The sequence below is a fragment of the Hymenobacter siberiensis genome (assembly GCF_018967865.2).
GTDB lineage: Bacteria > Bacteroidota > Bacteroidia > Cytophagales > Hymenobacteraceae > Hymenobacter > Hymenobacter siberiensis.
Map to the genome: position 1 here is coordinate 1,895,879 of NZ_JAHLZY020000001.1, position 24,801 is coordinate 1,920,679.

Sequence of the window (24,801 nt, forward strand, 5' to 3'; positions counted from 1 at the left end):
GTCAAAATTTCATCTATATTGCTATGACATTCTTAACCAAATCAAGATTGTCTAACCCTTTATAAGGTCAGATATTTTATTTCAAAAACAATTTTGTGACACTCATTCAGGATGGCACTAAACAAGCAGAAGTAAAAGGCAGTATTACCACGCAAAGTTTCTATTCGCTTTCTCTCTTCGTTATTTCTGCTTTTTCCTGAATTCCCTCCATGGGAATCAACATTTCTGGCAGTTATAAGAAGGTGATAGGGATTATCAATAATGAAAAAGCTGCCAGGCTTTCCCTCGTTCTTTTGCTTGTAATACCAGTAGAAATATTTTACAGTTGCGCGGAAATCAAAGTCTTTGTGAACAATGCTCTTTCCTGATTTAACATTGTTGACATTGTTGTCATGAGCTATGGAAAATCCTGTTGAATTGAATAACCGTTCAACTAATAAGACTGGCGGGCTTCCAGTTTTTTCAGCGTTTACTGAGACTTTCATGTCGTCGTTTATCTGTTGAACTGTCAGCTTGCTCAGAAAAATGTTGGTTAGCGCCTCAAGTTGTCTGTGTACATAAGACCCAAACCAAAAAATCTCTCCTTGTCGCTGAGCTAATTCCATGCGGACGTAGTTTTCTGCTAACTCAGTTTGGTCGTCTGCAGTCAAAGGCAAACTGGCAATAGGTTTCTGTGCATAAAGTAGTCTCGCACGTTCCTTTAGTTTGCTATCAGCTACCTGCTGGCTAAGTAATAGGTCGCCAACCATACGCACTAGTTCAGGCAAACTGGCCCGCAATGCTATTTCATTCGTGAGCGTCTGCAGCCGACCATCCTGTCTACCTACAATGGACGAGACTCGGTCAGCAAATAGCTTCTTGGCCTCATCTTCAGTGACGGCAGCATATAATTCAGTGATAAGAGAACTCTCATCCTCAAACAGTTTAGCGACTCGCTCCTGATGGTTAGTTGTCATGGGGTAAGGCAGCTGCTGATAAGGTGGAAAGTTTAGACTTGAAATCAAGAAACATTACATCCGCTTTACCGCGTAACATGCCTAAGTAGGCAATTTTTCCAGCTAGAACTTTTTCCAACTTGGGAACCTTCCCTTCGTGGCGTGCGTGTGCCTTGGTTTGTGGGTAAAACTGTCGCAATGTAGTACTAGCTACTGCATAGCCTTTGGTTTCCCAGTTATGCAACATAGCCCGTATTTGCCGAGCATACTCGCGAGTAACGTTAGGACGCTGGTTAACAACTACTCCAGTAACTTCTTGGCGTTGGTTCGGAGTTTGTAGCCGCTGTTTATTCGGGTTTTGCTTATACCCTTCCAAGGTTAGAATGGCGTTTAGCTCCTTGTGGAACAGTTCCTGGAATGCAGGTCTATTGCTAGAGAAGGTAAGGTCATCTGCATAGCGCGTATAGGTACACCGGTGACGAAATGCTAGCTGGCGCAAGCGGCGGTCGAGACGTTGGCAGACAGCGTTCGTAAGCAAGGGCGAGGTAGGTGCCCCTTGTGGAAGGCTGCCCTGGTCGCAGCAAAGGCTAGCAATCAAATGTGCTACAGGTTTAACGAGGCCAAATGGCTGCAGCTGTAAAACCTTTACAACACGCTGCACTGGTGTATTTGGAAAAAAATTTTCCAAATCTAGGTTCAGTACGTAGCGTCGACCAGCATGTGGCAAGGCATTAGTCAGAACGCTCCGGCCGCTTACGAATCCATGCGCAGCGTCGTCACAAGTGCTAAACGCAGCCGTGAGGCATCCAAGAAGTAACCTTTGCAGTCGCATTAGGCCATAGTCTGGAGCCTTAATCTCACGTTGCTCGCCAGGCGTGCGCTTTGATATCAGAAAGGTGCGGTAACGCCTTTCCCCTTTGTGGAAAGCGTAATAGTTCAGCAGCTTAAAGCTGACTGGTTTTGCTTTGCGACTTGGATTCTCAAGTAGGTTGAGCCGCAGCACGGCATTAAGTACCGCTGCGAGGTATTTCGCGTTTGTTGCTCTTCGAAATGGCTCAGCCAAGTCGTTGAGTGTGGTAGCCGCCGTCAATACAGCCATAAATGCTCCCCACCTTTTTATTTCTTCAATTACATCATCAGAAAGTGACTTATTAGCGCTGTACGTACCAAATAAGCTTTCGCTGGCGAGCTCATTCTGCATCTCACTGCGTAAATCAGCTTCTAAATCCGCGTATAATTCAGCTTGCAGTTCGGCTTTGATTTCAGCCAATAGTTCCGCCTCTTCTTCTGAATGTTCACGTTGAGATTCCTCAAACGCACCTTCGAATTCTTCCTGGCCAGGGCCGGGTTCATCGGTTGGTTGTTCGGGAGGGTCTTGTTCAGACATTGGGTAGTTTTATAAAAAAACCTTAGAAAGTACCTGCCGGGAAAATTCAGGTCTGAAACTAAACAGACTTCAAAGCTCAAATTATTCAGAGCTGACTATGCAAGGAATTAAATCAAATCAATTAATTAAGTCAAATCAATTAATTAAATCAAATGTCATTGCTACCGTTTAAAAACGGGCGCGGCGCAACGCCGCACGGGGTCAAAGGCCCAGACGCAGGTACTTTCAAAGAACAGAAGGCTACCGCAGTTCGGTAACCGGAAATTTTAGTCAGCGCCGCAAATACGACACTTTAAGGGCAGAAAGCTAGTAACCCATCGCATCACGCAGCGAATCCATGTCGCCGTTGAAGTCGTCATAGTCCCCGTACTGCCCATCGGTGAGAGCATCAAAGGTGTCTCGTTCAGCATCATCGCGGCTATAGTAGTCGCTGGAATCGTAGTGGTCATCGTTGTAAGAAGCAGCTTGCAGTCGCGCTTGCTGTGCCATCAGTTCTCTCTCTTTTTCATCAAGCTTGTTCCATGCTGCCTCCGTCATCTGCGCTTTCAGCTTCGGATACTCAACCTGCCAGGCTTCAACATCAGCCCGGTACAGGCCAAAATGGTCGAGCACCTGAAGGCAGAAATTCAGGTAGCCAGGATTCTCAACTAGCACCTCTGCCACAGTCTGGCCTTGATGACGGCCAAAGGAAAAAACGGTATCCAGCGTGTAGAATTTCATGGCTGTTTTTGCTTTGAGGTGGATGACGATACAAAGGTGTTGGCCCGGAATGCAGCCTATCTGCGTCAGGAAATTATTCTCGCAAATATTTTTTAGCGCTGTACCACTAGCCGCTTTGCGCCGCGGCAAGCGAAGCAGATGCCGCCTTCCACGTGCCCGTACATCGGTATGCTGCCCCGGCCGCTGCACCGACCGCATACAACAGTATGTAGCAATTCGGCGGGGGTGGTCTGGCGAGGCGAAGCAGTGGGTTGGCTCATAGGGAAATGCTTTTGTGCGTATTGTTGCAACAAAGGTGCTCCCCTCAAATGCAGCCTATCTGCGTCGCAAAAATTCTTTTCAAAATTTCTGATGCCCGCCAATAAAAACGCGCTGCTTCGCTATAAAATCCTCGACGATTGCCTCAAACGCCGTGGCCGCTATTGGTCGCTCGAAGACCTCATGGAGAAAGTAGGTGCAGCATTGCGCGAAGACGGCGGCCCCGCCAGCGTGAGCAAACGCACTATCCAGGAAGACATCAAGAACCTGCGTTTAAACTACAACGCCCCAATTGATACGGAGCCAAGCCAGGGCTATTACTACAGCGACAACAGCTTCTCCATCTCAAACACGCCGCTTACCCTCGATGACTTGCCTGTGCTCCATCAGAGCCTGTCTGTCCTAAGGCAGCTTCAGGCCTTCGGGTTGTCCGATGAGCTCGATGAAGTCGTTCAGCGCATCGAGCAGCGCCTCACCGAGTCCGGCGCTACTCCTTCACAGGAGGTGGTGCACTTTGAGCAAGTCCCCACTTATACTGGCTTGGCATGGCTCCGCCCGTTATACCAGGCCATCCGTCAGCAAGAAGCCCTGTGGGTTACATACCAGCCTTTCCTGGCTCCCAGCGCCCGCCGTGAATTGGTACATCCTCACTTATTGAAAGAGTTTAACCACCGATGGTTCTTGCTCGGGCTCAATGGGCAAAATGTCCACACAACGAGTACCTATGCCCTTGACCGCATTGTGGACGTCGAACCCGCAGGCACCCAGTATCGGCCCGGGGAAATAGACCCGAACACGTATTTTCAGCATGTGATTGGAGCGTCTGTGCCACCTAATGGGAAAGTGGTAGAAATCCGGCTGCGCTTCTCCCATGCCAGAGCGCCGTACATCGTAACCAAACCATTGCACCCAACTCAGATGATGCTGGCCGAATCAGCAGAGGGAATAGAATTCTCACTTCAGCTCATTCCAACCCGTGAGTTAATCAGCCTGATTCTGAACTTTGGTGCAGATGTAGAAGTAATTGCCCCAGATAGCTTACGCTGCCACATTCAGGAGCTTCTGCAAAAGGCCTGCACGAATTACATAAGTCCTACTTGAGAGTATGGCAGGACCCTATTTAAGCAGAAATACCCGGTTCCTTTAGGAACCGGGTATTTTATTAGCTGAATATAGCAACGACCATTAGGCCCTTGCTAGGTCCGGGCCGCATCGGCTGGAGGGGTGGGCTGTGCCGGCTCATCGTCGTCGAAATAATCTGCCTTGGACCTTCCCGGGGCGAAGTCTTCCAACGGCTTCATATTATAGCGCCGGCGCGAAATCCGTTCCTTGGTAAACATGACGTCCATTTCCTCTGCATTCTGTGTAAAGGCCAGCTTGTTGTCAATGGCCAGCCCATCGGCCGCCCGGTCCACGTCGTGGTTGGTGCCGATGTAGGTAAACGTCCAGCCTTGCTCTTTCAACTGCTCAATCAGCTGGCGGGTAATCGGCCGTGTAAACTCCTTCGACGCGTTTTCTTCCCCGTCCGTGAGCACCGTTACCAGCACTTGGTAATCCGTTGCTCCAGTTGTGACCAGTACATTGCGCAGCTTGCTCACGCTTTGCCCGATGGCATCATGCAGCGGGGTCATCGAGTCGGGCCGGTAGTCGGCCAGCGTCAGCGGCTTGAGCGCGCTGGCATCCTGCAAAAACAGCGTCTCCCGAATGCCGGCACCGTTAAACGTCGTCAAGCTCACCACTTGCTTCTTATCGGTGAACTCCCGGGCCAAGCCTTGCACAGACTGCACCAACTCATTGAATCCACGGATAGTGGCCTCACGTACGACTTCCATCGAGCCGCTCTCGTCGAGGATAAGCAAATTATACACGGTGCGTAAAGGTGTCAACTGTTCCATGCAATAGGGGTTGGAGGTGAAGAAATACAGACTTTTTACAGCGCCGCTACGTGCTGTAATTTACGCATTCCTGGCCGCTTGACCTAAGAAAACGCCTATTGGGGTCGCATTCCTTAGTGCTGAATTACAATGTTATAACGCGCTAAATGAAAAAGCCGGCCCCTGTAGGGACCGGCTTTCACACCTGTGGATTTTGGTATTGCCCAGCTAGCCTAACCTGCTGGTTCCTGAATAGTTGCCTCCGTTGCTGGCGCAGCATCCTGCACAAAGGCCTTCTGCTTAGTCGACACTTTGGCCGTCTGCAAGGGCGCAATAATCGGCGTGCCCGTTACCACTTCCCCAAACAGCGGATTAGCCGGCAGCGGCTGACCGCCATTGGCGTCCGGCACCTGGTTGAAGATAACAACCTCTTCACCGGGTGTGCTCTGCGCCAGATGGTCTTCCAGCACTTCCTGCCCGCTATTGGCGTGCAGCGCCTGTGTGAGCAGCGTGTAGGTACTCACATCGACGTTGTAGAGCTGGTTGAGCTCATTCATCTGCATGGCCGCATCCTCGGCCGCGCCGATGGCATCCGCCAGGAGTTGGGTGTAGCGCCGGGCCTTCTGGTCGGCTTTCGCCCGCAGGCTTATGGCGCGCTTCATGCGCCGCTTAAATTGCTGTTGATAGGCCGTGAGTGCCATAATTGAGAAAATTAGAAAGTGAAAAGAAAGACTTAATCCAAGTCAACATCGGGCGGCAGCATTACCCCGCCCGCATTGGCCGACAAGTTGACGAACACCGCCGCCGGAGCCCCGCCCAGGCTGGCTGCCGCTATCTGATTCAGCGCCGCCGCCGTGCCGGCCAGCCGGTAGCCGTCCACCAGGTCCGTGCGCAGACTCAGGTTGGTGCCGTACAGCGTATTAATCCGCCCGATATGGTCGGCGGCCGTTTCGCCCAGGGCCAATACCGTGGCCAGCCGGGCCACCAGGAAACGGGCCTGCCGGTCGGCCTTCGCCCGCAGGGCCAGGGCCTTTTTCATGCGCCGCTTGTACTGCAGTTGGTAGCCAGTGAGTGCCATGGGAAGGAGAGGGATGAGGGAAGAAAAAACGGCCAGCCCTTTTACTGGCTGGCCGTTTCGTGCCACTTGCTACGGCCTAGGCCACGTACTCAATCGCCAGCGGGTTGGTGCTGTTGTTGTTGAGCGGGTAGAACTTGCCGTTCACCTGCTGGTAGAAGTTGATGCCCACTACGCCCACCACCAGGTTGGCCGCGGGCGGTGCCACCGGGAAGCTGGCCACCACCGCCTGATTGGCCAGGGCCACGCTGTTCACGGCCAGAATGCCCAGCGGCGCGGCCACCACGGCATTAGTGTAGGTTAGCGTCTCCATGTCCAGCGACGAAGCCGCGAACACCACTTCAAAGTGGGTCGTGCCCTGCGGCGCGGCAATGTCCGAGGCCGGATTCAGTGCCGAAATGCTCATCGTCACATCCGCGCCGTTGCCGGCCACTTCGTACGGAAAGTACATCGTCTGCCCGATGCCAGCTCCCGCGTTGAAGTTGAAGCCCAAGAGCGGGGCCGAGTTGGACGAGTCGAACATGCGCTGGCCCCGGTCATTCGTATCATCGAGGCCGATGACTTCCCGCATTGCTTTGGTGAGTCGCGAGGCCAGCCGGCTGTCGCTGGCCGAGGCAATGGCTACGCGCAGCGAGTCACGCAGCAGCTTGCTGTACTTCGCCGAGAGGCCAAATTCAGCCGCGTTTTCGCGGGTCCGCGCCAGGCCTGGTGCCGATTGAAAGGCCGCCCGGTTGCTGGCCGGCTTCTGCGAGATGCTGCCGTCCTTCCGGAAGACCAGCCCGCCCACCGTCCCCCGAATCCCAAGAATTCCAGTTTGTTGTGCCATTGGTAAAAAATAGTTTGATGATGAAAGTGCATCCCAGCGCCCAAGACGTTCGTGGTGCTGGATGTTGAACCAAAATTCATCTACTATTTTTGTACAACCAAGTCGGGTGCCCAGCTAAGCCCGGTTTGCTCCCTCATACCCCCATGCCGCGCATCTGCTTATACCCCAAAGACGTGGCCCTCCTCACCGGCCGCAGCTACGACGCTGCCAAGCGGCTCGTGCGCCGTGCCCGCCAGGCCGCCGGCAAGCCCGCCGGTGCCCTCGTCTCCGTCCAAGACTTCTGCCGCCTCACCGGCCTCGATGAAGCCGAGGTATCCGCGGCGCTCAACCACTAAGCGCCGCCCCACCTCCGCCCCACCTCCGCCCGTACTCGGAGCCTATTCCGCCCCTATACTCCGTAATCAGGCGGTGAAGTAAAAAGCCCGGCGCGGAATACTTTCCGACCGGGCTTTTTTGCTGTAGCGAATCAAGTTAGGCTGCTGTCATCACTGAGCAGACCGCCCCATCTGGCAGCGCATCAATCGCTGTAGTAGTTGGCTCATCCCAGGCTGCCCGCATGGCTTGATGCTGCAGCTCTTCCACCACCTGAGCATACCGCATGGTGTTTTGAATCTTGGTGTGACCCATCACCCGCTGCAGCACCGCCACCGGCATCCCACGCAGTAGGCTCTGCACCGCAAACGTGTGGCGGGCAGTGTGCATCGTCACCATTTCGTGCAGCGGCACCGCTTCTTTCACCACCCGGCCGCCGGCCATGCCCACCACTTCCACCAAGCGCGTCAGACCCGCCAGCTGCGTGATTTTCTTTAGGTACCTGTTCATCGGCTGGTTGGCCAGCACGGGCAATAGCTTGGCGCCATCCCCCGACCGCTCCGGCGCGGCGTAGCGGTCTAGAATTTCCGCCGCCAACCGGCTCAGGTAGATGCTCACCGTGGCCCGCGTCTTGGTTTGCACCAGCCGGAGCACCCGGTCACCGGTCCCGTTCGCCCCCAGGCCGTGCAAATTGCCGCCGTGCAGCGCCGCCACGTCGGAATACCGCAGCCCCGTGTAGCAGCAAAACAAAAACACGTCCCGCGCCGGCGCGAGCGTCGCGGGCAGCTTCACCGCCACCAGCGCCGCGATATCGGCTCCCGTGAGGTAGGTTTTGGCCTGGTCGGTGTAGCGCACCTCGACGCGCTTCAATTCCACCCCCAGCGCCTGCTGTCGCTCGTCCTGCGAATGGCGCAGAAACGTTTTCAGGTCTTTCACGATGGAATAAATGCCGTTGGCCCCCAGTCCGCAGGTGGTGCGCAGGTACTTGACAAAGTCGTCGTGCATGGCCCCGTCGTACTCGGCCAGGCTTATTTTCTTGCGCCGCTTCGCGGTCAGGAAGGTGGCCAGGTGATTGCGGGCCGTGTTGTAGTGCCGCACCGTATGGAAGGCATAGCCCCGCCCGCGCAGCACCTCAATAAACGCCGTCATGGCCTCGACCATGCCCAGCTCAGGCTTGGCCGCGGCCGGATTAACCACGTCGCGTATCAGGGCCAAGGAAGGAGGGATGCCTGCCGTGCGCAAGTCCCGGTAGCGCTTTTGCACGCGCTCGGCAATGGCTTCCAGCACATTGTTGGCTTCATCAGCGCCGGTTTTCGCTTTCCGGAACCGCTGTTTGTCGGGGTTCCATTCCTTGGGCAGGCACTTTTCCCGCGTGAAGCACTGCAGCCGCAGCCCTTCAAAGTTGGCGTTGAGGAACACCGGCACCAGCCCGTTTTTGTCGGTTTTGTCTTCTCGGAGGACGAATTTAACAGTCATTTTTTGGTAGCAGATTTGGTAGCACAAATGCGGCCGTAAATGAGTGTAAATGCAAAAAGCTCCGGACGCAAAAAGGCCCTAAAAACTGCTTTAGCGTACGCTAGAGCAGTATTTAGGGCCTTCCGTTGGTAATTCCTAGTACCCGGAGCCGGAGTCGAACCGGCACATCTTGCGATATTGGTGTTTGAGACCAACGCGTCTACCGGTTCCGCCATCCGGGCAGGATAAGCTTTTAGAACAATTCCGCTCTGCCGGTATCAGGAGCGGGTTGCAAAGGTAGCAACTTGCTGCTGGATGCGCAACAGATACCGCTTTTTTAGGTAGTAGGTGCGGATTTGCTGGAGCGCGGCCTGGTGGTGGTCGGTGGGGAGCTGCTCATAGCCAGCGAGAACGGGCTCGATGCCCGCGTCGAGGGTACCGGCCAGGGCGGTGACTTCGGCGGCCACTTTGGTGATGCCGGCCGGGTCGGCGTCCATTCCCAGCTCCATAAGCTCCTCGTTGAGGTCCATCATGTCCATTAGGAAATCGGGCGGGAGCTGCTCTTGCTTGCCTTCTTCGAGCAGGCCATTTTCGCGCAGCAGGTATGCCATGCGCTGGTCGGGGTCGGAAAGGGTGCGGTAGGCGTTGGTGTTGAGGGTGGCTTGGCGCAGCATCTCGGCCTGGTTTTCGGGCGAAGTGGTGGCGTGGAAATCGGGGTGCGTTTCGCGGCTTTTGGCGTAGTAGAGGCGTTTGAGGGCGGTCTCATCGGGCCGGAAGGAGTGGGGCAGGCCGTAGAAGGCGAAGTAATCGGGGGACATAGAAAACGAGAATTAGTCAGGGGGGAATACGGCTACAACACCGGATTCACCGAAAAGGCCACGGGCGGCGCGGCAAATAGCCGCTTGGTGGCCGGCCACACCTCGCCGAACAGGCCCGACTTACGGTAGGCATTGAGTGCGGCCGCATCGTCCCAGTGGCTGTGGGTGCAGTAGGTGGCCGGGTGGTCGGCATCCTGCCACAGCTCCAGGTAGCGGCAGCCGGGCTGTTGCCGGATGCGGTGCTCGGTGGCCCGGAAAAGGGCAAGAAAGGCCGGTACCTGTGCCGGTTCAAAACTCATGCGAACAATACGAATCAGCATTCGGAAAGTGAGAGGGTAAGCAACAAAAGTAAAAGACCCCGGCTCCGCAAAGCCAAACCAGCGCCCGAGGCGAATAGCTTCTAAAGCAGTTCTCAGGTCTGTCCAACGGCGGGCAATGAAGCATGATGTATTTTTCATCAGCCTGTAAAACCAATGGCGCACCATGTGCAGACGCTCCCGAAACGTGGTGCCACTATTTGACCACCTACGCCGGCAAAGAGTGACATTCTCTTATGAAGTGGGTAGAGCCTCATATTTGTCGATATTCGGGTGTTGATACTGAAGCTGTTTAGAAAGTCCCCGAACGGTCATGCTGCGCTGCGCGCTGCATGACCGTTTGAGTACCTTTTGTGACTTTCTAAACAACCCCACTGATTAATTACTTGATTATTAAAATAATAATATTGGTGTATTTGTATTATTTCTGATACCAGAATGCTGCATCAGGCGTCAAAACTCGGGCTTATACCAACTATGTGTACTGCTCAGCGTAGAACCTGCCGCAAACACCTGCTCTTTATACCGTCATACTTTACCTATTCTTTTCCATGAAAAATTTCTTCTCCCGTTCATCAGCATTTGCGTGGCTCACCGCTCCTGCTTTAGCTGGCGGCCTGCTATTTAGCAGCTGCAACAGCCAGCCCATCGCCACCGAAACCGACAAAACGGCCACGGTGGTTTCCGGCGAAACCAATGCTGTCTCCGATAGCTCGGCGGTAACGGCCATTGCCGATGGCATGAGTGCCGTGAAGCCAACCGGCCCCAATCCGGCTTGGGGTCCCAACCTCAAGCCCGAGATGGCAGCCGTGATTGAGCAGTTGATGAGCTTCAACCCGAAGCCATTGCCCTCGCTTACCGCCGCCCAGGCACGTAAGGGGCCTAATTTTGCCGATGCCCTTAAAAAGCAGATGCAGGTGAGCAACATCGCCATGCCCCCAATGAACTGCGACACGATGAGCGCAACGGTGGCTCCCGGCGTGAAAGCCCGTGTGTACACGCCCAAGAGCGGTACGGCCCCGTACCCCGTTATCGTGTACTACCACGGCGGCGGCTGGGTAATTGCCAACAATGATACCTACGCCGCATCGGCCCAGGCCATGTGCGAGCAGGTGGGTGCCGTACTGGTGTCGGTGGAGTATCGCAAGGGCCCGGAGTACAAGTTCCCCACCGCCCACGACGATGCCTTCGCCGCCTACCAGTACGTGCTGAAAAATGCCGCTTTGATGAAGGGCGACCCCGCCCGAGTGGCCGTGATGGGCGAAAGCGCTGGTGGCGGCCTGGCTTGTGCCGTGAGCATGATGGCCCGCGACCGCAAGGTGGCCCTCCCCAAGTACCAGGTGCTGGTGTACCCCATTGCGGGCTACGACATGACCACGCCTTCGTACCAGAAATTCACCGACACCGCGCCTCTAAACGCTCCGGCGATGGCCTGGTTCTTCAAAAACTACCTCCGCAGCCCCGCCGATGGCAAAGACCCGCGCGTGAACCTGGTGGCCGCCAACCTGAAAGGACTGGAGCCAACCACCGTCATCAGTGCTGAGTACGACCCGTTGATGAGCGAGGGCAAAACCCTGGCCGATAGGCTTACCGCCGCCGGCGTGAAAACCAATTATAAGCTCTACGATGGCACCACGCACGAATTCTTCGGCATGGGCGCCGTGGTGCCCGAGGCCAAAGAAGCCGAAGCCCTGGCCGCCAGCGACCTGAAAGGTGCCCTGAAGTAGGAGCATTGCTTTCTGAGTGAACCGAATTCTGTGGTTCAAGCCGTCATGCTGCGCGCAGCATGACGGCCTTTTTTTGCCTGTTACCTACTCTGTCTGAAACCGCACGTCCACCTGCGAGTCGAAATTTAACCCCAGCAGCTCCGAAGCGTTGCCTTGGCAAATACCCAGACACAAAAAATCCTGGCTGTTGAACACCACCACCGCCTCGCCGGGTGGCACGGCCGAGAAGTGCGGGTGCAGGTCGCGCACCACGTCGCGCCCGAAGTGGATGGCCAGCGGCCGGCCGTGGCCCACGGCTTCCACCGCCGTGCGCGAAATGTTGGTGACGAGGTTGCCGTAGTGGTCAACGTGCGCTACGTGGCCCGTGACGCGGTGGTCCTGCAGCCGCAGCTGGCGGTTATTGAGTTGATGCAGCGCGGTAACGGCCGGGCCGAGGTCGCTTAGCATAGCGCCCTGGGCCAGGGCTACGGCGGCGGGTAGCAGCACGTCGCGGGTGGGCGAGGCAGTGATGGCGGCCGGCAGGGCCACCATTTTTTCGGGGATGCCGTTGGCCAGCAGGGCCAGAATGCCGTTGTCGCCGGTCACGAAGTAGTGGCCGTCCAGCTCGGCGGCCAGCCAGTTGGGCTCGGGGCCCGCGCCGTGGTCGGCCACGCCGATAACGTGGACCGTGCCCAGCGGGAAATCCCGAAATACGCTTTGGAGAACGTGAACGGCGTGTGCGATGTTAAAGGATTCGACGCCGTGGCTGATGTCGACCACCGGAACTGCCGGGGCCAAGTGCAGCAGCCGCGCTTTCAGGGCTGCCACGTAATGGTCGCGGTAGCCAAAATCTGTGAGCAGCGTAATCAAACCCATGCTTGCGTTCCGTAGTTATTCGTAGTATTGTTCCAGCGTCCGAACCGGGGCAAAAGTAGCCGGTTCGGGTCGAAAACAGCCCGTTTTTCCTACCCCCTTTCTCTTTCCCCCTCTCTTCCAACTTGGTCGAAAAAATCATCACCCTCGAAAACATGTCTTTGGTCGATTTCCTCGGCCCCGACAATCAGAATATCCGCCAGCTGGCGGCCGCGTTTCCCGGCTCTAAAATCATTAGCCGCGGCAACGAAATCAAAATTCAGGGTCAGACGGAAGTCATCTCCCGCATCAATGACATCTTCTCCTCGCTCATCGAGCACTACCACCAATACGGTCAGATTACCGACAAAACGGTAAATCAGTACCTCTCAGCTACCTCTGAGGAGGCCGAAGGTCGGGTGCTGGCTGCCTCGCCCGACGTCATTTTGTTCGGGGCTAAGGGCGGCGTCATCAAGGCCAAAACGCCCAACCAGCAGAAGCTGGTGGACACCGTAATGACCCACGACCTCACCTTCACCCTGGGACCGGCCGGTACCGGCAAAACCTACATTTCGGTGGCGCTGGCCGTGCGGGCGCTCAAAAACAAGGAGGTCAAAAAAATCATTATCTCGCGCCCCGTAGTGGAGGCCGGCGAAAGCCTGGGCTTCCTGCCCGGCGACATGAAGGAGAAGGTCGACCCCTACCTGCGGCCGATTTACGATGCCCTGGAAGACATGATTCCGGCCGAAAAGCTGAAGTTTTACCAGGAAAATAAAATCATCGAAATCGCTCCGCTGGCCTACATGCGTGGCCGCACGCTTAACAATGCTTTCGTGCTTCTCGATGAAGCCCAGAACACCACGCCGAGCCAGATTAAGATGTTTCTGACCCGCATGGGCCCCACGGCCAAGGTGATGGTGAACGGCGACCGCAGCCAGATTGACCTGCCCACCCGCCAGAAATCGGGCCTGATGCAGGCCATGGACATCCTCAAAAATGTGCAAGGCATCGGCTACGTCGAGATGACCTCCGAAGACGTGGTGCGCCACCGCCTGGTGAAGGAAATCGTGGAGGCCTACGATAAATTCGACACCGAGGAAATGACCCGCACGGCCCAGGCCAACGGCACCCCGCGCCGCGACGAGCGCCACGAGCGCCGCTTGCGCGAGCAAGGTCTGGCCGAAGACGGCCAGCCTATTTCGGATGAGCCCGAACTGCCCGTAAACCACGAGCAGCCGCTGTAGTGGCTGCTGTCTGATATTTTCAACATCTGTCATCCTGAGCTTGCGAAGGACCTTATCACAGTCGAACGACAAGTTCACTCGTGGCAAGGTCCTTCACGGCGCTCAGGATGATAATTTTATAGCCTTGCCACCATGCCCGCCACCGCCTTCCGCATCACCGACCTGCGCGACCTGGACGCCGCCTTCACCATCCGCGAAAAAGTATTTGTGGAAGGTCAGGGCGTGCCCGCTACCCTCGAAAACGACCTCCACGACCGCACCGATGCCCGCCACTACCTCGCCCGCACCGACGACGGCACCCCCGCCGGCGCCGCCCGCTGGCGCGAAACCGAAAACGGCGTGAAGCTGGAGCGCTTCGCCGTGCTCGAAGGCTTCCGCAACCAAGAAGTAGGGGCCACTATTCTACATGCCGTACTGGCCGACGTACGCGCCGAGCTACCCGATGCCGAAGTGTACCTGAACGCGCAGCTGCGGGCCGTGCCGTTTTATGAGCGCCACGGGTTTCGGAAGGAAGGGGAGATGTTTGAGGAAGCTAATATCCAGCACTACCGGATGGTACTGGGGTAGAAGGGGTTCAAATTTGAAATTGCTCAAACGCAACAAAGCCGCTCCAGTAACCCTTGGAGCGGCTTTGTTGCGTTGAGTCTCGGCAAACTGTGCTTATTGGCCCATCTGCTTACTCATTTGCTCCATCATTTTGGCCGAGCCGGCGGTTTGGGCGGCCATAGCTTTCGTTACCTTGGCGGTGATGCGGGTGTAGCGCTTCATAAAGGCAACGTCGGCCTCGCAGGCATCGGGCTTATCTTGTTGCATCTGCTGTGCTTTAGTGGCCATGTCGGTGTATTTCTGCATGATGGTCATGTCCATCGGGTTCTTGGCGTATTTGGCCGCCAGCACCGCGTAGGAATTGGCGTAGTCCTCGTAGTCGGTCAGAAATTTGTCGCAGGCCGAATCATCATCGGCTGACGCTGGTGCCTCGGCCGCCGCCTCTGGCGCTGGCGAAACGCTGGCGGAGGCTTCGATAGCAGTAGCCGGTTCCATTGCCGGTTCAGCGGTTGAGTCGGAGCCGATAACAGCGGTTTCGGGGGTAGCGGCCACCGCAGAAGTGTCGTTTTGGGTAGTGCCGCAGCCAGCCAGTGCAATGCCGATGGCAACCAATAAGGGAAGAAAAACTTTTTTCATATAATTGATTATAAGGGGGAAATGGTGAGAAAATCTATTTCCAATTGTTGGTTTAAGCCAGGGGCCGATTGGGAAAACGGTTAATAAAAAATTGGGTCTTGTTAAATCAAATACCCATTAAGGCAAATATTTTAGCCGGGTCGGTTTCGGTGCCGATTTTTTCTTGTAAACCAGGATTTTTCCCGCTGTACATCTCTTGGGCCAGTTGCATCGCAGCCAGCAAACGTTGAGCTATAGCGAGTTCCTTATCGGGATTATCCGAGGCAAGGCCTGCTTTTTGACAGGCAAGTACCAGCGTATCGTAGATAGTTGCGTAGGGAGACCGCGCCGATGAAAGAGCAGCCGAAGTGCCAGATTTTTCTCTGCGGCGGTCTTCAAGGAACAAGACATCATCGAGCACGTTACGAGCTTTTGCCAGCGTTTCAGAGGCCTTTTCCCGCTTGGCTCTTTGGTCCTTCTCGGCTTGCAACGCCAGTTCCTGCGCCGACTTGCGGTGCGCCACCATTATATCGTTCACATATCGGTCATTAGCCAGGGTATCGCCGTGCTGGTCAAAAGCCAGAATGCGGCCCTCCCGGCTATCAGCTACGTAGTTTTCCTCGTAGCGCAGTTGCCCGTTGGGGTACCAGGCTAGGAACTTGCCATCCATTTGCCCGTCGGTGAAGTGACCGGACTTTTTCGGGCTGCCGTCTTCGTAAAAGGCTTTTACGTCGCCGTCGTTGTATTTCTCGTCTTCCCGGTAGGCATATTGGTCGGCCACCTTACCGCTTTTGTAGAAGAGCGTGGCGGGCCCTTCCTTTTTATCGTTGCGGTAGGTGCAAACCTCGTGACCTTCGGGATAATAGAATTTCCATTGCCCTTCGCGGCTTCCATTAACGTAGTTGCCGGCCGACATTTGCTCGTTCGGCCCGCTGTAGCGGATGTAAGGGCCGTTGCGCAGGTTGTTGCGCACCATGATGTCGTATTCCAGCCACGTTTCGCCTTCCGAAGTGCTGTATTCCAATTGCCGGCCGTCGGCCTTGTTGTTGCGGTAGCTATGCTTGCGCCACAGCGTGCCATCTTCGTTGTATTCCTTGTAATAGCCCTGCTTGCTGAAGCGGTTGGTCGGAGTCGAAACGTACTGATATTCCTCGTGCAGCTGCCGGCCTTGGTAGTCGTAGTACGTGCGCTTGATGAGCGCCTTGGCGGCGGTGGCCTTCTGGGCCTGACCGTGCAGGGCCAAGCCCACGAATGAGGCCAGCAAGAGAAAAGAGCGGAAATATTTCATGGTACCAATAGCTTAAAATGGGATTTTCACCAGCCACCACACCAAGCGCACGGGCAGCCACAGCAGCTTGAAAGGAATGGCCCAGCCGGGGCTAAAAAAGGAGCCGCCGCCCGACGACGATTCGCGACGGGCGTTGCCCTTGCCCCAGAACTGGTCCATCGACTGCGTATTGTTGCGGTTGCGGGCACCGCAGAGCGTGCAGGTATCGCCGAAGAAGACGCGACCCCGGCCGCAGGAGGTACAAGTGAGCTTCATACAGGAGTTGTGAAAAAGTGATGGACAAAGGTGCCGGCCCGAACCCCGCTGGCGCAAAGGCCAAAAATTTCTTTTCTTTGGCAACCTCAACCTTATTCTACCCCGTGCCCGCTCTCACTCCCCCGCTCCACACTGCATTGCGCGAAGCCGTCGCTACCCGCTTCGGCCAGCCGCTGCGCTACCCCAGCCACTGCGACGCCCTCGAAACCGAATTAGCCAAAACAGCCGGTTCCGGCGGCCGGCGGTTGAGCCCGAGCACGTTGCGCCGGTTTTTTGGGCTGGTTGAGAAGGAAGGCGGCTACCACCTGCACACCCTCGACACGCTGGCCCGCTACGCCGGCCACGCCGATTTCGCGGCCTTTGGGCAGGCCGTGGCGGGCCTCGCGCAAGCCGCTGGCGCTGCCGCCGCCCCTAACTTCCCCACCGACATTCCCGAGCTGCTGGCGATGGCACGGCTGGCCCCGCCCGAGCGCCTGCTGCTGGGCTACTTTCTGGGGCGCGTGACGCGGCCCGTTCAGCCCGGCGGCGCGGCGGCTCCGCTTGCCCTACGGCTGGCGGCCCACCCGGCCGGCCAGGAATTTTTCGTGGAGTCATTTGTCGACCTGGCCCACCTCAACGGGGCCTACGGCGAAGTGCTGTGCGAATACCTGCGCCACAAGCTTACGCCCGAAGCCCAATTGTTCGGACACGGCACCTTGTTTCTGGGTGAGTTTCTGGCCGAAGACGAAGCGGCCTGGCGGGCGCGGCTACCGCAGCTGCTGGCCCTGCCCGTGCCGCCGGCCGTCCACGCCTTCCCGCGCGGACGGCGTGCGTTCGCCGAAATCGTGGCCGCCTGGCACGCTGCGCCCGAAGCCGTCTTGTCCCCCGAGTTGTTGCCACGCCTGCGGCGGGAAGCCATCGCCGCGCCCCGCGCCACCGCCGCGCCCGCCCCGCCGCTGCCAGCGTTCTACAACTCGTTTCCGGCGGGCTACCACTTTTTCGTGGCCGAGGCGCTGTTTCTCACCGCTCAGTTCGAGGAGCTGGTTGAATGGATAGCCGAAACGAACACCGCCTTTCCCGAACTAGCCACGTTGGAGCTTAACGTATATAACGAGCTATTACGGGCGTTTCTGCGCGTGGCCCGGCTGCGCACCGGACGGGCGGCTCCCGGTTGCCCACCCGCCCAAACGCACCCGTTGGCGCAGTTCGAAACTCACCACTGGCTGCTCGATTACTACCAGGTTCATATCGATTTGGTCGACCTGCATCTGGCCGTGATGGCGGCCGATGCGCCCGCTGCCGCACAGGCCCAGCAGCGCGTGGTACAGTATGCGACTACTCACCATACCCCGTTTTTTCGGCGCGTGGCCGAGCGGGTGCTCGCGGCCTGACAACCGCACTCGCCGCTAAAGCAGCGCCGGCCGCTGCGTGATTTCGTGGTAGCAGATGTGGCCCTGGCTGAAGTAGTGGAACACCATGCTCTTACGGGTTTGAAACTTGTCGAGGTGCGGCTCGCTACCGTGCATCAGGTTGGCGTGCCAGATGAATACGTCGCCCTTGCGGGCCAGGAAAACCTGCTTGGGAATGCCGGCTTCGAGGATTTTCTGGTTGATGTAAGCCTCGTATTCCGTGTAGGCTTTGTCGCCGATGAGCCACTCGGTGCCTTCGTTCTGGTAGTCGGCGTTGAGGTAGTAGGGCAGCTGGTGGCTGCCGGGGTAGTAGTGCAGCGGGCCATTATCGGGCGTGATGTCTTCCAGCGCTATCCAGGCCGCCGCCATGCCGCCCAATGGGAAGGTGCTCATGTGAATGCTGTCGGAATGGGTGCGCTGCTGGCTGCCGGTGAGGAAGTTGATGCTTTGGAAGAGCTTGGTTTCGTGGCCCAGCAGGGCAGCCACCAGCTCCCGGAGCGCGCCCTCGCCCGCCGCCCGGATGCGGGCCGACTTCCGAAACGCAAACATGAATTTATTGACATAGCGCACGCTGATTTCCTGGCTGGCAATAAGCTGGTGCAGCTCCTGGTTGATACCATCGACGGTATCGCTGCTGAAAAACCCCGGTAGAATAGCAAATCCCTGGTCCTCAAACGCTCGCAGGCTGGCCTGGCTGGCGGCGGGCTGCGCCGCGAAGGCTGGCGTAGCCGCTAGGCGCTCGGCCAGGGGCAGTACGGCGGGCAAGCCGGCATTCGTAGGCAAACCCGCAAAATCGCGGCTGCTGATGGGGGAGAAGTAGCGCTTGCTCAGCCCCAGCTTCTGGTAGATGGGCAGGTTGTGGGCCAGCCGGCGGCGCTGGAAAACGTTGTAGACGGCATAGCTGAGCTTGAGGCGGCGGAGCAGGGAAAGCATGAGTGGGGTAGGAGTTTTTCAGGGAGCCAAGATACGGCTGCGGGCAGGCGTGGCCGGGCCGCAGTTGGCTGTTTCGGCCCAAACCGCTACATTGCCAGCCCAATATCCTTTCCTTCTTCTACCCTTCTGATGATTGCCTGGGCTACCTTTCCCTTCGTGCGCTATACCCCCGCGCTCATTCTCGGCATCGTGGGCTACCTCTACCTCGGCGCTGGTTGGCCGGAGTTGTGGCCCGTGGCCGTGTCCCTGGCTGTTCTGAGCATGGGGCTGATTTTCTGGGCCGTGCGGCAGCGCACGCCGGCCGCCGCCGACATGGCCGGGGTTGTGTCGCTGCTCACTATCGTCGTGCTGGGGGCCACGCTCACCCAGCGCGCCACCGAAAGCCGCCGCGCCGACCACCTCTACCGCTTCGGTGATAAAGTAGAAAGCTACCAGGCCGTGGTGGACGAGGCTACCGTGGTGCGGGCCGCTACCTATGCCACCACCCTGAAAGTGCAGGCTGTGCGCGTGGCCGGCCGCTGGCGCCGGGCCACGGGCGGCGTGCGGGTATCGCTGCCCCGCGTGGCGGGCATCGCGCAGCCGCAGTACGGCGAGGTCTGGCTTATTCGCGGCCACCCCGACCCCAGCAAGCCCCCGCTCAACCCCGGCGAGTTCGACTACGCCCGCTACCTGGAGTACCGGCAAGTCTATCACCAGCAATATATTCACCCCGACCAATACCGGATGCTGCGGTTGGCCCCGCCCAATATCCTGGTGGCCGTCAGCATGCGGGCGGCCACGCAGCTCGACGGCGTTTTCCGGCACTACATCAAGGCCAAACGCGAGTACGCCATTGCCTCGGCACTGGTGCTGGGCATTAAGGACGACGTGGATTTGGCCACCAAGCAGGCCTACACCGCCACCGGCACCACGCACATTATGGCCGTGAGCGGCTTGCAGGTGGGCTTGTTGTTCGCGGCCATGTCGTGGGTGCTGCGCAAGCTATTTGGGCGGGTGCGGGGCTTTTTGCTGTGGTCGTCGCTGGTGGGGCTGGCCGTTATCTGGAGCTACGCCTTTCTCACGGGGCTGTCGGCATCGGTGCTGCGGGCCACGGTGATGTTCACGGTCATCATCATCGGCCGGGCCCTGGGGCGGCAGGATTCCATCTTTAATACGCTGGGCGTGGCCGCGTTTGGCTTGCTGATGTGGAACCCGTTTCTGGTGGCCGACGTGGGCTTTCAGCTTTCGTTTCTGGCGGTGCTCAGCATCGTGTACGTGCAGCCGCGCATTGCCCGCTGGGTGGATGTTGAAGCATATTTCTATGCCCGCCGCCGGCCCTGGCAGCCCAAGGCCGTGCAGTGGGCCTGGCGCGGCAGCGGCTGGTTTCTGGATAAGGTGTGGCAGGCGGTGGCGCTGTCGCTGGCGGCGCAGGTGGCCACGTTTGGGCTGGGGCTGTATTACTTTCACCAGTTCCCGTTCAGCTTTTTGCTTTCCAACCTCGTGGCCGTGCCCATTTCCAGCGGGGCGGTGTATGTGGGGCTGGCCTTGCTGGCGGTGAAGGGCATTATGGCCACCATCAACCTGCTGTTGCCCGCCGGCGCGGCGTGGTGGCTCGATTTGCTGCCCCGGGCCGTGGCGCAGCTATTCGAATGGATGGTGTGGGCCTTCAACGAATACATCTTCCTGATAAGCCGCTACTTCTCCGGCTGGGTGGTGCGCGATATCCACGTTTCGGCGCTGCAAACGGTGCTACTATTTGGTATAATCGGGGCCGGCCTGGCCTGGCTGAACACCCGCCGGCTGGGCTGGCTGCGCGGCATGGCGTTGCTGCTACTCTGCTACGGCGGTAGCCGCGTGGCCGAAGCCCGCGCCGTGGCCCCCACCGAAGAATTCATTGTGTACAGCATTCCGCGCCGCTCGGTGGTGGGGTTCTGGCAGGGCGCGGCGGCCGAGTTTGTCACGCCCGACTCGCTGCCGCTCACCGAAACCGAGCGCACCTACCGTCTGCTGCCGGGCATCATCCGGCGGGCAGCGCGGCGCACGGCCTACCGCGTGGGCTGGCGCGGCTGCACCATCCCCGTGCAGCGCCTGGCCGACCCCGATAGTGCCAACTCAGCCCTATACTTCAAGCCCGGCCCCGTGGTGCTGGCCCGCTGGCACGGCTTGCGGGTGGCTTTCGTTTCCAACCGCATTTCGAGCGCTACCCGGCCCGCGCCCGTCGATGTGCTGGTGCTGCGCCGCAACGCCCGCCTGAAGCCCGAAACCGTGGCCGCCGTATTCGGCCCACAGGTGCAGGTGGTGTTCGACTCGAGCTGCAAAATCTGGTACGTGGCCCGGCAGGATTCCCTGCTGCGCGCCCAGGGTTTCCGCACCTGGGACGTCACGGCGCGGGGTGCTTTCTCCTGTGCGCCGCCGCTGGGGGGGGCGGTAGGCGGGGCCCGCGAAAGCCTGGCGCACAAAAAAAGTTGCGCCCGCTCCGGGTTGACCCCAACGCCGCCAACGGACCGATAGCCAGCGTGTTTCGTCGTTTTGGTCGGGCGTTTAGTCGAGCGGAGTAGTCCATCCATCCACTTTTTGCGTTAATTGCCCCAAGAGATGCCACCATTGCCCCGCCGGCGGTATCCCTGCTGAAACCATCCGTCTGCGCCAAACCCGCCCCTATGGAAAACCTGCTCACGCCCGAACTCGAAGCCCTCCGCTACATTCAGTACGAAGCCCAGGACCGCATCGGCTACATCACCCTCAACCGTCCCGACAAGCGTAATGTCCTGAACGCCGACGTAATAACCGAGTTGAAACAGGCGTTCGAATTCGCCGAAGATGATGAGGAAACCAAGGTTATTGTGCTGCGCTCGGCCGGCGATGTGTTCTGCGTCGGGGCCGATTTGGCCTACATTCAGGAGCTGCAGGGCTACGGCTACACCGACAACCTGGAAGACAGCACGCACCTCATGCAGCTCTTCCACCAGATTTATACCCTCAAAAAAGTGGTGATTGCCCAGGTGCAGGGCCACGCCCTGGCCGGCGGCTGCGGCCTGGCCGCCATCTGCGACCTGAGCTTTGCCGTGCCCGAGGCCAAGTTTGGCTACACCGAAGTGAAAATTGGCTTCCTGCCGGCCATCGTGAGCGTGTTTCTGCTGCGCAAAATCGGCGAGTCGCGCACCAAGCAGCTGCTGCTCACCGGCGACCCCGTTTCGGCCCAGGTGGCCCTCGACATGGGCCTTATCACCTTTCTGGCCCCCAAAGAGGAGCTGGCCGCGAACGTGCACACCTTCGCCCAGCGCCTGTGCCGCGAAAACTCGGGCCAGAGCATGGAAGTAACCAAGGAGATGCTGGCCCACCTGCCCGAGCTCGACCTCGAAGAAGGCCTGCGCTATGCCGCCCAGCGCAACGCCGAAGCCCGGGGCTCGGAGGATTGCCGCAAAGGCATTGCCGCCTGCCTCAGCAAAGAAAAGATTGGCTGGTAGCTTGAATAAGCTGTTAGCTGATGAAGCTGTTTAGAAAGTCCCCGAACGGTCATGCTTCGCTGCGCTCTGCATGACCGTTTGAGCACCTTTTGTGACTTTCTAAACAACTCCAATAGCTTTGCAACAACGCCGTTCCGTCCCGGAATTTATTGGGGACGGAACGGCGTTTCCGCGTTATTTCCAAACAACCCTTTTCCAGTTCCGGTTACTTCCACATGACAACACTGGCCGCCATTGGCATCACCCTCGCTACCTTCGGATTCATGGAATTCTGGGCGTGGTTTATGCACAAGTTTGTGCAGCACGGGCCGCTATGGTTTCTGCACCGCTCGCACCATGTGCGGCACCCGCACCCAGTGGAGCGCAACGACTTGTTTTTCCTCATTTACGGGGCCATTTCGGCCGTACTGTTCATTACCGGCGACAATGGCGGGCGCTGGTGGTTCTGGGTGGGCGTGGGCATTGCCTGCTACGGCACGGTGTACTTCTTCGTGCACGACGTACTGATTCACGGCCGGCTGCGCTTCTGGAAAAAATCGCAGAATACCTACCTGCGGGCCCTCAATATGGCCCACAAAACCCACCACAAAACCACGGGCCGCGATAGTTCGGCCGAGTTTGGCCTGCTGTGGGTTTCGCCAAAATACTTGCAGCTGGCGCGGAGGAAAAAAATAAAGACGGGAAATTAAAACATGACCAATAGAACATTGGTTTTAAACTGGAATAATTATAGGTTTTATCAGGTGATTCTCGATTTATAAGGTTATAATTTTTAATTAAAAAAATGGGCCAATTCTCTATCAGTGACTTAGAGCAGCTTTCGGGCATCAAAGCGCACACTATTCGCATGTGGGAACAGCGCTACGGCCTGCTGCATCCGGTACGCACGGCCACCAACATTCGCACGTATTGCGATGATGACTTGCGGCGGTTGCTCAACGTAACCACGCTCTGCGGCCGGGGCCAGCGCATCTCGCAGGTGGCCCGCCTTACGGATGCTGAAATCAGTGAAGCCGTGCTGGCCTGCTGCGATGACTCGCATGACTACCACCGCCAGGTAAACGACCTGCTGGCCGCCATGCTGGGCTTCGATGAGCCCCGCCTCGACCAGCTATTAAGCGAAGCCTCCGTCCGCCTTGGCTTCGAGAATACGATGCTGCGCGTGGCCTACCCGCTGCTGCAGCGCATTGGCCTAATGTGGCTGGCCGGTACCGTGGACCTGGGCCAGGAGCACATGCTGGCCCACTTGCTGCGCCAGAAGCTGCTGGCCGCCACCGATGCCCTGCCCAAGATACCCACTACGGCCCGCCGCTGGGTGCTGTTTTTGCCCGGCGATGAGCTGCACGAGCTGGCCCTGCTCTTTATGAACTACCTGCTGCGCGCCCGGGGCCAGCATACGCTCTACCTGGGTCAGAACCTGCCTACGGTCGGCCTCACCAATGTGAACGCGGCCTACCGGCCCTACGCCGTGGCTACGGTGCTTACTACCCAGCCCGAGCGCGGCCGGGTGGCCGAGTACACCCGCGAGCTGCGCACCCTGTTTCCCGAGGCCCAGCTGGTGCTATATGGCCCGCTGGCCCGGCAGGAAGGGCTGGAGCTGCCCGCCAACTGCGTGTCGCCGCTGCTGATGACCGATTTCCTGGCCCTGATTTCTGCCGAGGCGACCGAGTCCGAGGCGGCCTGAGTAGCAATTTGCCGTCCAGCAAATCCCGTAGGTGGGCGCAGCCTTCACAAAACGATAATAATAAAACTGGACCCGAACCGCTGCCAAAATGCTTGCCAGGTGTAATTTGCCGCTCCTACCCGAAAGAAGTAGGCGTGCCGAGTAAAATAATTTTGGCCGGAGCTGGTCGAATTTGCGGTTGGTACGTATATTTGTTTAACAATCGGCCACGAAAAGCTAAACAGTATGACTTCGCTAGAATTCACCTCGCAAGTGCAGAAGATTTCGCTCACCCTCCGGCCCGCCGCCATGAACTTGACGCGAGACGCTGATGATGCTAAAGACTTAGTGCAGGAAACCCTTCTCAAGGCCCTGCTTAACAAGGACAAGTTTAAGGCCGGTACCAACCTGAAGGCGTGGTTGTATACCATCATGCGCAACACCTTCATCAACAACTACAACAAGATTACCAAGCGCAGCTCCAACATCGATTCGACGGAGTATTTCCAGTATTTCAACACTGACCAGAACTACATCACCCACAACGGCGCTACGTCGGATTTCGTGGTGCGCGATATCAACGAGGCCATTTCCAGCCTCGGTACCGACTACCGCACGCCGTTTATGATGTACTACATCGGCTACAAGTACATGGAGATTGCCGAGAAGCTACAAATCCCGATTGGTACCGTTAAAAACCGCATCCACATTGCCCGCAAGGACCTGAAAGCAGCCTTGCAGGTGTATGCCCCGGTGGGTGCCTCTGCCGCAACCGAAGCGGCTGAAGTTCTGGAAGACTAGCCAGTTTCTGCCCGTGCGATGGCCGCCGGCTCTGCTGCTGCACTTGCGGCGCTGGGCCGGCGGCTTCTTTTTTGGGCGTACTTCGCC

At 57.7% G+C, this 24,801-nt stretch carries 26 protein-coding genes and 1 tRNA gene; 11 read left to right on the top strand and 16 right to left on the bottom strand.

All coding sequences use genetic code 11. The annotated features are described in order from the left end of the window. Positions 1 to 59: 59 nt before the first annotated feature. The 3 genes from KQ659_RS08380 to KQ659_RS08390 all read right to left on the bottom strand — a co-directional run bounded on the left by KQ659_RS08380 (position 60) and on the right by KQ659_RS08390 (position 3,042). Entirely contained in the window at positions 60 to 956 is an 897-nt protein-coding gene (locus KQ659_RS08380; protein ID WP_216689198.1) for a hypothetical protein, read from the bottom strand. Further along, positions 946 to 2,322, bottom strand: a complete 1,377-nt coding sequence (locus KQ659_RS08385) for a reverse transcriptase domain-containing protein (RefSeq protein ID WP_216689197.1) — start codon at positions 2,320 to 2,322, stop codon at positions 946 to 948. The genes KQ659_RS08380 and KQ659_RS08385 overlap by 11 nt, the downstream gene beginning before the upstream one ends. 306 nt (positions 2,323 to 2,628) lie before the next feature. Continuing rightward, a complete protein-coding gene (locus tag KQ659_RS08390) occupies positions 2,629 to 3,042 on the bottom strand; it encodes an exodeoxyribonuclease X C-terminal domain-containing protein (protein ID WP_216689196.1) in 414 nt (137 codons plus the stop codon). A gap of 351 nt (positions 3,043 to 3,393) precedes the next feature. Here KQ659_RS08390 and KQ659_RS08395 point away from each other — a divergent pair, with 351 nt between their 5' ends. Continuing rightward, positions 3,394 to 4,401, top strand: coding sequence for a helix-turn-helix transcriptional regulator (locus tag KQ659_RS08395; RefSeq protein ID WP_216689195.1), 1,008 nt, complete (start codon positions 3,394 to 3,396; stop codon positions 4,399 to 4,401). Positions 4,402 to 4,496: 95 nt separating this feature from the next. Here KQ659_RS08395 and KQ659_RS08400 read toward each other — a convergent pair whose 3' ends face one another. From KQ659_RS08400 to KQ659_RS08415, 4 genes are all read right to left on the bottom strand, one after another. Beyond that, positions 4,497 to 5,195 (bottom strand): VWA domain-containing protein, encoded by a 699-nt coding sequence (locus KQ659_RS08400; RefSeq protein WP_216689194.1) that lies wholly within the window; start codon positions 5,193 to 5,195, stop codon positions 4,497 to 4,499. Positions 5,196 to 5,407: 212 nt separating this feature from the next. Next, positions 5,408 to 5,875 (bottom strand): hypothetical protein, encoded by a 468-nt coding sequence (locus KQ659_RS08405; protein ID WP_216689193.1) that lies wholly within the window; start codon positions 5,873 to 5,875, stop codon positions 5,408 to 5,410. A gap of 32 nt (positions 5,876 to 5,907) precedes the next feature. Continuing rightward, complete coding sequence (locus KQ659_RS08410; RefSeq protein ID WP_216689192.1) at positions 5,908 to 6,252, bottom strand: hypothetical protein; 345 nt, start codon at positions 6,250 to 6,252, stop codon at positions 5,908 to 5,910. Positions 6,253 to 6,328: 76 nt separating this feature from the next. Continuing rightward, on the bottom strand, positions 6,329 to 7,075 hold the full coding sequence (locus KQ659_RS08415) for a hypothetical protein (RefSeq protein WP_216689191.1): 747 nt from the start codon (positions 7,073 to 7,075) through the stop codon (positions 6,329 to 6,331). 143 nt (positions 7,076 to 7,218) lie between these two features. Here KQ659_RS08415 and KQ659_RS08420 point away from each other — a divergent pair, with 143 nt between their 5' ends. Continuing rightward, positions 7,219 to 7,410 (top strand): hypothetical protein, encoded by a 192-nt coding sequence (locus tag KQ659_RS08420; RefSeq protein ID WP_035563966.1) that lies wholly within the window; start codon positions 7,219 to 7,221, stop codon positions 7,408 to 7,410. Positions 7,411 to 7,546: 136 nt separating this feature from the next. On the opposite strand, the gene KQ659_RS08425 is transcribed toward KQ659_RS08420, so the two are convergent. The 4 genes from KQ659_RS08425 to KQ659_RS08440 all read right to left on the bottom strand — a co-directional run bounded on the left by KQ659_RS08425 (position 7,547) and on the right by KQ659_RS08440 (position 9,980). After that, positions 7,547 to 8,863, bottom strand: a complete 1,317-nt coding sequence (locus tag KQ659_RS08425) for a site-specific integrase (protein ID WP_216689190.1) — start codon at positions 8,861 to 8,863, stop codon at positions 7,547 to 7,549. A 139-nt stretch (positions 8,864 to 9,002) separates the two neighbouring features. Then, positions 9,003 to 9,084 (bottom strand) — tRNA-Leu (locus KQ659_RS08430). A 36-nt stretch (positions 9,085 to 9,120) separates the two neighbouring features. Further along, positions 9,121 to 9,660 carry an iron-sulfur cluster co-chaperone HscB C-terminal domain-containing protein gene (locus KQ659_RS08435; RefSeq protein WP_216689189.1) on the bottom strand — a complete coding sequence of 180 codons (540 nt, stop codon included), beginning with the start codon at positions 9,658 to 9,660 and terminating at the stop codon, positions 9,121 to 9,123. 32 nt (positions 9,661 to 9,692) lie between these two features. After that, entirely contained in the window at positions 9,693 to 9,980 is a 288-nt protein-coding gene (locus KQ659_RS08440) for a putative quinol monooxygenase (protein WP_216689188.1), read from the bottom strand. Positions 9,981 to 10,528: 548 nt separating this feature from the next. Between KQ659_RS08440 and KQ659_RS08445 the strand changes: the two genes are divergently transcribed. Next, positions 10,529 to 11,704 carry an alpha/beta hydrolase gene (locus KQ659_RS08445; protein WP_216689187.1) on the top strand — a complete coding sequence of 392 codons (1,176 nt, stop codon included), beginning with the start codon at positions 10,529 to 10,531 and terminating at the stop codon, positions 11,702 to 11,704. 84 nt (positions 11,705 to 11,788) lie between these two features. Here KQ659_RS08445 and KQ659_RS08450 read toward each other — a convergent pair whose 3' ends face one another. Next, positions 11,789 to 12,559: an SAM hydrolase/SAM-dependent halogenase family protein gene (locus tag KQ659_RS08450; protein WP_216689186.1), complete on the bottom strand. Its 771-nt coding sequence runs from the start codon at positions 12,557 to 12,559 to the stop codon at positions 11,789 to 11,791. 122 nt (positions 12,560 to 12,681) lie between these two features. On the opposite strand from KQ659_RS08450, the gene KQ659_RS08455 reads away from it, so the two are divergent. Further along, on the top strand, positions 12,682 to 13,779 hold the full coding sequence (locus tag KQ659_RS08455; RefSeq protein ID WP_216689185.1) for a PhoH family protein: 1,098 nt from the start codon (positions 12,682 to 12,684) through the stop codon (positions 13,777 to 13,779). Between the two features lie 132 nt (positions 13,780 to 13,911). Beyond that, the gene (locus KQ659_RS08460; RefSeq protein WP_216689184.1) at positions 13,912 to 14,346 is read left to right on the top strand and encodes a GNAT family N-acetyltransferase; all 435 of its coding nucleotides are present in this window, start codon (positions 13,912 to 13,914) and stop codon (positions 14,344 to 14,346) included. A 93-nt stretch (positions 14,347 to 14,439) separates the two neighbouring features. Here KQ659_RS08460 and KQ659_RS08465 read toward each other — a convergent pair whose 3' ends face one another. The 3 genes from KQ659_RS08465 to KQ659_RS08475 all read right to left on the bottom strand — a co-directional run bounded on the left by KQ659_RS08465 (position 14,440) and on the right by KQ659_RS08475 (position 16,483). Next, complete coding sequence (locus KQ659_RS08465; protein WP_216689183.1) at positions 14,440 to 14,961, bottom strand: hypothetical protein; 522 nt, start codon at positions 14,959 to 14,961, stop codon at positions 14,440 to 14,442. A 106-nt stretch (positions 14,962 to 15,067) separates the two neighbouring features. Then, complete coding sequence (locus KQ659_RS08470) at positions 15,068 to 16,228, bottom strand: toxin-antitoxin system YwqK family antitoxin (protein WP_216689182.1); 1,161 nt, start codon at positions 16,226 to 16,228, stop codon at positions 15,068 to 15,070. 12 nt (positions 16,229 to 16,240) lie between these two features. Continuing rightward, the gene (locus KQ659_RS08475) at positions 16,241 to 16,483 is read right to left on the bottom strand and encodes a hypothetical protein (RefSeq protein WP_216689181.1); all 243 of its coding nucleotides are present in this window, start codon (positions 16,481 to 16,483) and stop codon (positions 16,241 to 16,243) included. 104 nt (positions 16,484 to 16,587) lie between these two features. On the opposite strand from KQ659_RS08475, the gene KQ659_RS08480 reads away from it, so the two are divergent. Further along, the gene (locus KQ659_RS08480; protein ID WP_216689180.1) at positions 16,588 to 17,853 is read left to right on the top strand and encodes a hypothetical protein; all 1,266 of its coding nucleotides are present in this window, start codon (positions 16,588 to 16,590) and stop codon (positions 17,851 to 17,853) included. A gap of 15 nt (positions 17,854 to 17,868) precedes the next feature. Here KQ659_RS08480 and KQ659_RS08485 read toward each other — a convergent pair whose 3' ends face one another. Then, positions 17,869 to 18,804: a phytanoyl-CoA dioxygenase family protein gene (locus KQ659_RS08485; RefSeq protein WP_216689179.1), complete on the bottom strand. Its 936-nt coding sequence runs from the start codon at positions 18,802 to 18,804 to the stop codon at positions 17,869 to 17,871. A 129-nt stretch (positions 18,805 to 18,933) separates the two neighbouring features. On the opposite strand from KQ659_RS08485, the gene KQ659_RS08490 reads away from it, so the two are divergent. The 5 genes from KQ659_RS08490 (at position 18,934) to KQ659_RS08510 (ending at position 24,714) form a co-directional block, all read left to right on the top strand. Continuing rightward, a complete protein-coding gene (locus KQ659_RS08490; protein WP_216689178.1) occupies positions 18,934 to 21,294 on the top strand; it encodes a ComEC/Rec2 family competence protein in 2,361 nt (786 codons plus the stop codon). Positions 21,295 to 21,443: 149 nt separating this feature from the next. Beyond that, complete coding sequence (locus KQ659_RS08495; protein WP_216689177.1) at positions 21,444 to 22,250, top strand: enoyl-CoA hydratase/isomerase family protein; 807 nt, start codon at positions 21,444 to 21,446, stop codon at positions 22,248 to 22,250. Positions 22,251 to 22,465: 215 nt separating this feature from the next. Further along, positions 22,466 to 22,939 (top strand): sterol desaturase family protein, encoded by a 474-nt coding sequence (locus KQ659_RS08500; protein ID WP_216689176.1) that lies wholly within the window; start codon positions 22,466 to 22,468, stop codon positions 22,937 to 22,939. A gap of 95 nt (positions 22,940 to 23,034) precedes the next feature. Next, complete coding sequence (locus KQ659_RS08505) at positions 23,035 to 23,934, top strand: MerR family transcriptional regulator (RefSeq protein ID WP_216689175.1); 900 nt, start codon at positions 23,035 to 23,037, stop codon at positions 23,932 to 23,934. Positions 23,935 to 24,159: 225 nt separating this feature from the next. After that, complete coding sequence (locus KQ659_RS08510) at positions 24,160 to 24,714, top strand: sigma-70 family RNA polymerase sigma factor (protein ID WP_168674046.1); 555 nt, start codon at positions 24,160 to 24,162, stop codon at positions 24,712 to 24,714. The last annotated feature ends 87 nt before the right edge of the window (positions 24,715 to 24,801 follow it).

Bases quoted from the DNA above. Each gene is read 5' to 3' on its own strand.
- KQ659_RS08380 (WP_216689198.1), bottom strand. From the start codon at position 956: ATGACAACTAACCATCAGGAGCGAGTCGCTAAACTGTTTGAGGATGAG.
- KQ659_RS08385 (WP_216689197.1), bottom strand. From the start codon at position 2,322: ATGTCTGAACAAGACCCTCCCGAACAACCAACCGATGAACCCGGCCCT.
- KQ659_RS08390 (WP_216689196.1), bottom strand. From the start codon at position 3,042: ATGAAATTCTACACGCTGGATACCGTTTTTTCCTTTGGCCGTCATCAA.
- KQ659_RS08395 (WP_216689195.1), top strand. From the start codon at position 3,394: ATGCCCGCCAATAAAAACGCGCTGCTTCGCTATAAAATCCTCGACGAT.
- KQ659_RS08400 (WP_216689194.1), bottom strand. From the start codon at position 5,195: ATGGAACAGTTGACACCTTTACGCACCGTGTATAATTTGCTTATCCTC.
- KQ659_RS08405 (WP_216689193.1), bottom strand. From the start codon at position 5,875: ATGGCACTCACGGCCTATCAACAGCAATTTAAGCGGCGCATGAAGCGC.
- KQ659_RS08410 (WP_216689192.1), bottom strand. From the start codon at position 6,252: ATGGCACTCACTGGCTACCAACTGCAGTACAAGCGGCGCATGAAAAAG.
- KQ659_RS08415 (WP_216689191.1), bottom strand. From the start codon at position 7,075: ATGGCACAACAAACTGGAATTCTTGGGATTCGGGGGACGGTGGGCGGG.
- KQ659_RS08420 (WP_035563966.1), top strand. From the start codon at position 7,219: ATGCCGCGCATCTGCTTATACCCCAAAGACGTGGCCCTCCTCACCGGC.
- KQ659_RS08425 (WP_216689190.1), bottom strand. From the start codon at position 8,863: ATGACTGTTAAATTCGTCCTCCGAGAAGACAAAACCGACAAAAACGGG.
- KQ659_RS08435 (WP_216689189.1), bottom strand. From the start codon at position 9,660: ATGTCCCCCGATTACTTCGCCTTCTACGGCCTGCCCCACTCCTTCCGG.
- KQ659_RS08440 (WP_216689188.1), bottom strand. From the start codon at position 9,980: ATGCTGATTCGTATTGTTCGCATGAGTTTTGAACCGGCACAGGTACCG.
- KQ659_RS08445 (WP_216689187.1), top strand. From the start codon at position 10,529: ATGAAAAATTTCTTCTCCCGTTCATCAGCATTTGCGTGGCTCACCGCT.
- KQ659_RS08450 (WP_216689186.1), bottom strand. From the start codon at position 12,559: ATGGGTTTGATTACGCTGCTCACAGATTTTGGCTACCGCGACCATTAC.
- KQ659_RS08460 (WP_216689184.1), top strand. From the start codon at position 13,912: ATGCCCGCCACCGCCTTCCGCATCACCGACCTGCGCGACCTGGACGCC.
- KQ659_RS08465 (WP_216689183.1), bottom strand. From the start codon at position 14,961: ATGAAAAAAGTTTTTCTTCCCTTATTGGTTGCCATCGGCATTGCACTG.
- KQ659_RS08470 (WP_216689182.1), bottom strand. From the start codon at position 16,228: ATGAAATATTTCCGCTCTTTTCTCTTGCTGGCCTCATTCGTGGGCTTG.
- KQ659_RS08475 (WP_216689181.1), bottom strand. From the start codon at position 16,483: ATGAAGCTCACTTGTACCTCCTGCGGCCGGGGTCGCGTCTTCTTCGGC.
- KQ659_RS08485 (WP_216689179.1), bottom strand. From the start codon at position 18,804: ATGCTTTCCCTGCTCCGCCGCCTCAAGCTCAGCTATGCCGTCTACAAC.
- KQ659_RS08490 (WP_216689178.1), top strand. From the start codon at position 18,934: ATGATTGCCTGGGCTACCTTTCCCTTCGTGCGCTATACCCCCGCGCTC.
- KQ659_RS08495 (WP_216689177.1), top strand. From the start codon at position 21,444: ATGGAAAACCTGCTCACGCCCGAACTCGAAGCCCTCCGCTACATTCAG.
- KQ659_RS08500 (WP_216689176.1), top strand. From the start codon at position 22,466: ATGACAACACTGGCCGCCATTGGCATCACCCTCGCTACCTTCGGATTC.
- KQ659_RS08505 (WP_216689175.1), top strand. From the start codon at position 23,035: ATGGGCCAATTCTCTATCAGTGACTTAGAGCAGCTTTCGGGCATCAAA.
- KQ659_RS08510 (WP_168674046.1), top strand. From the start codon at position 24,160: ATGACTTCGCTAGAATTCACCTCGCAAGTGCAGAAGATTTCGCTCACC.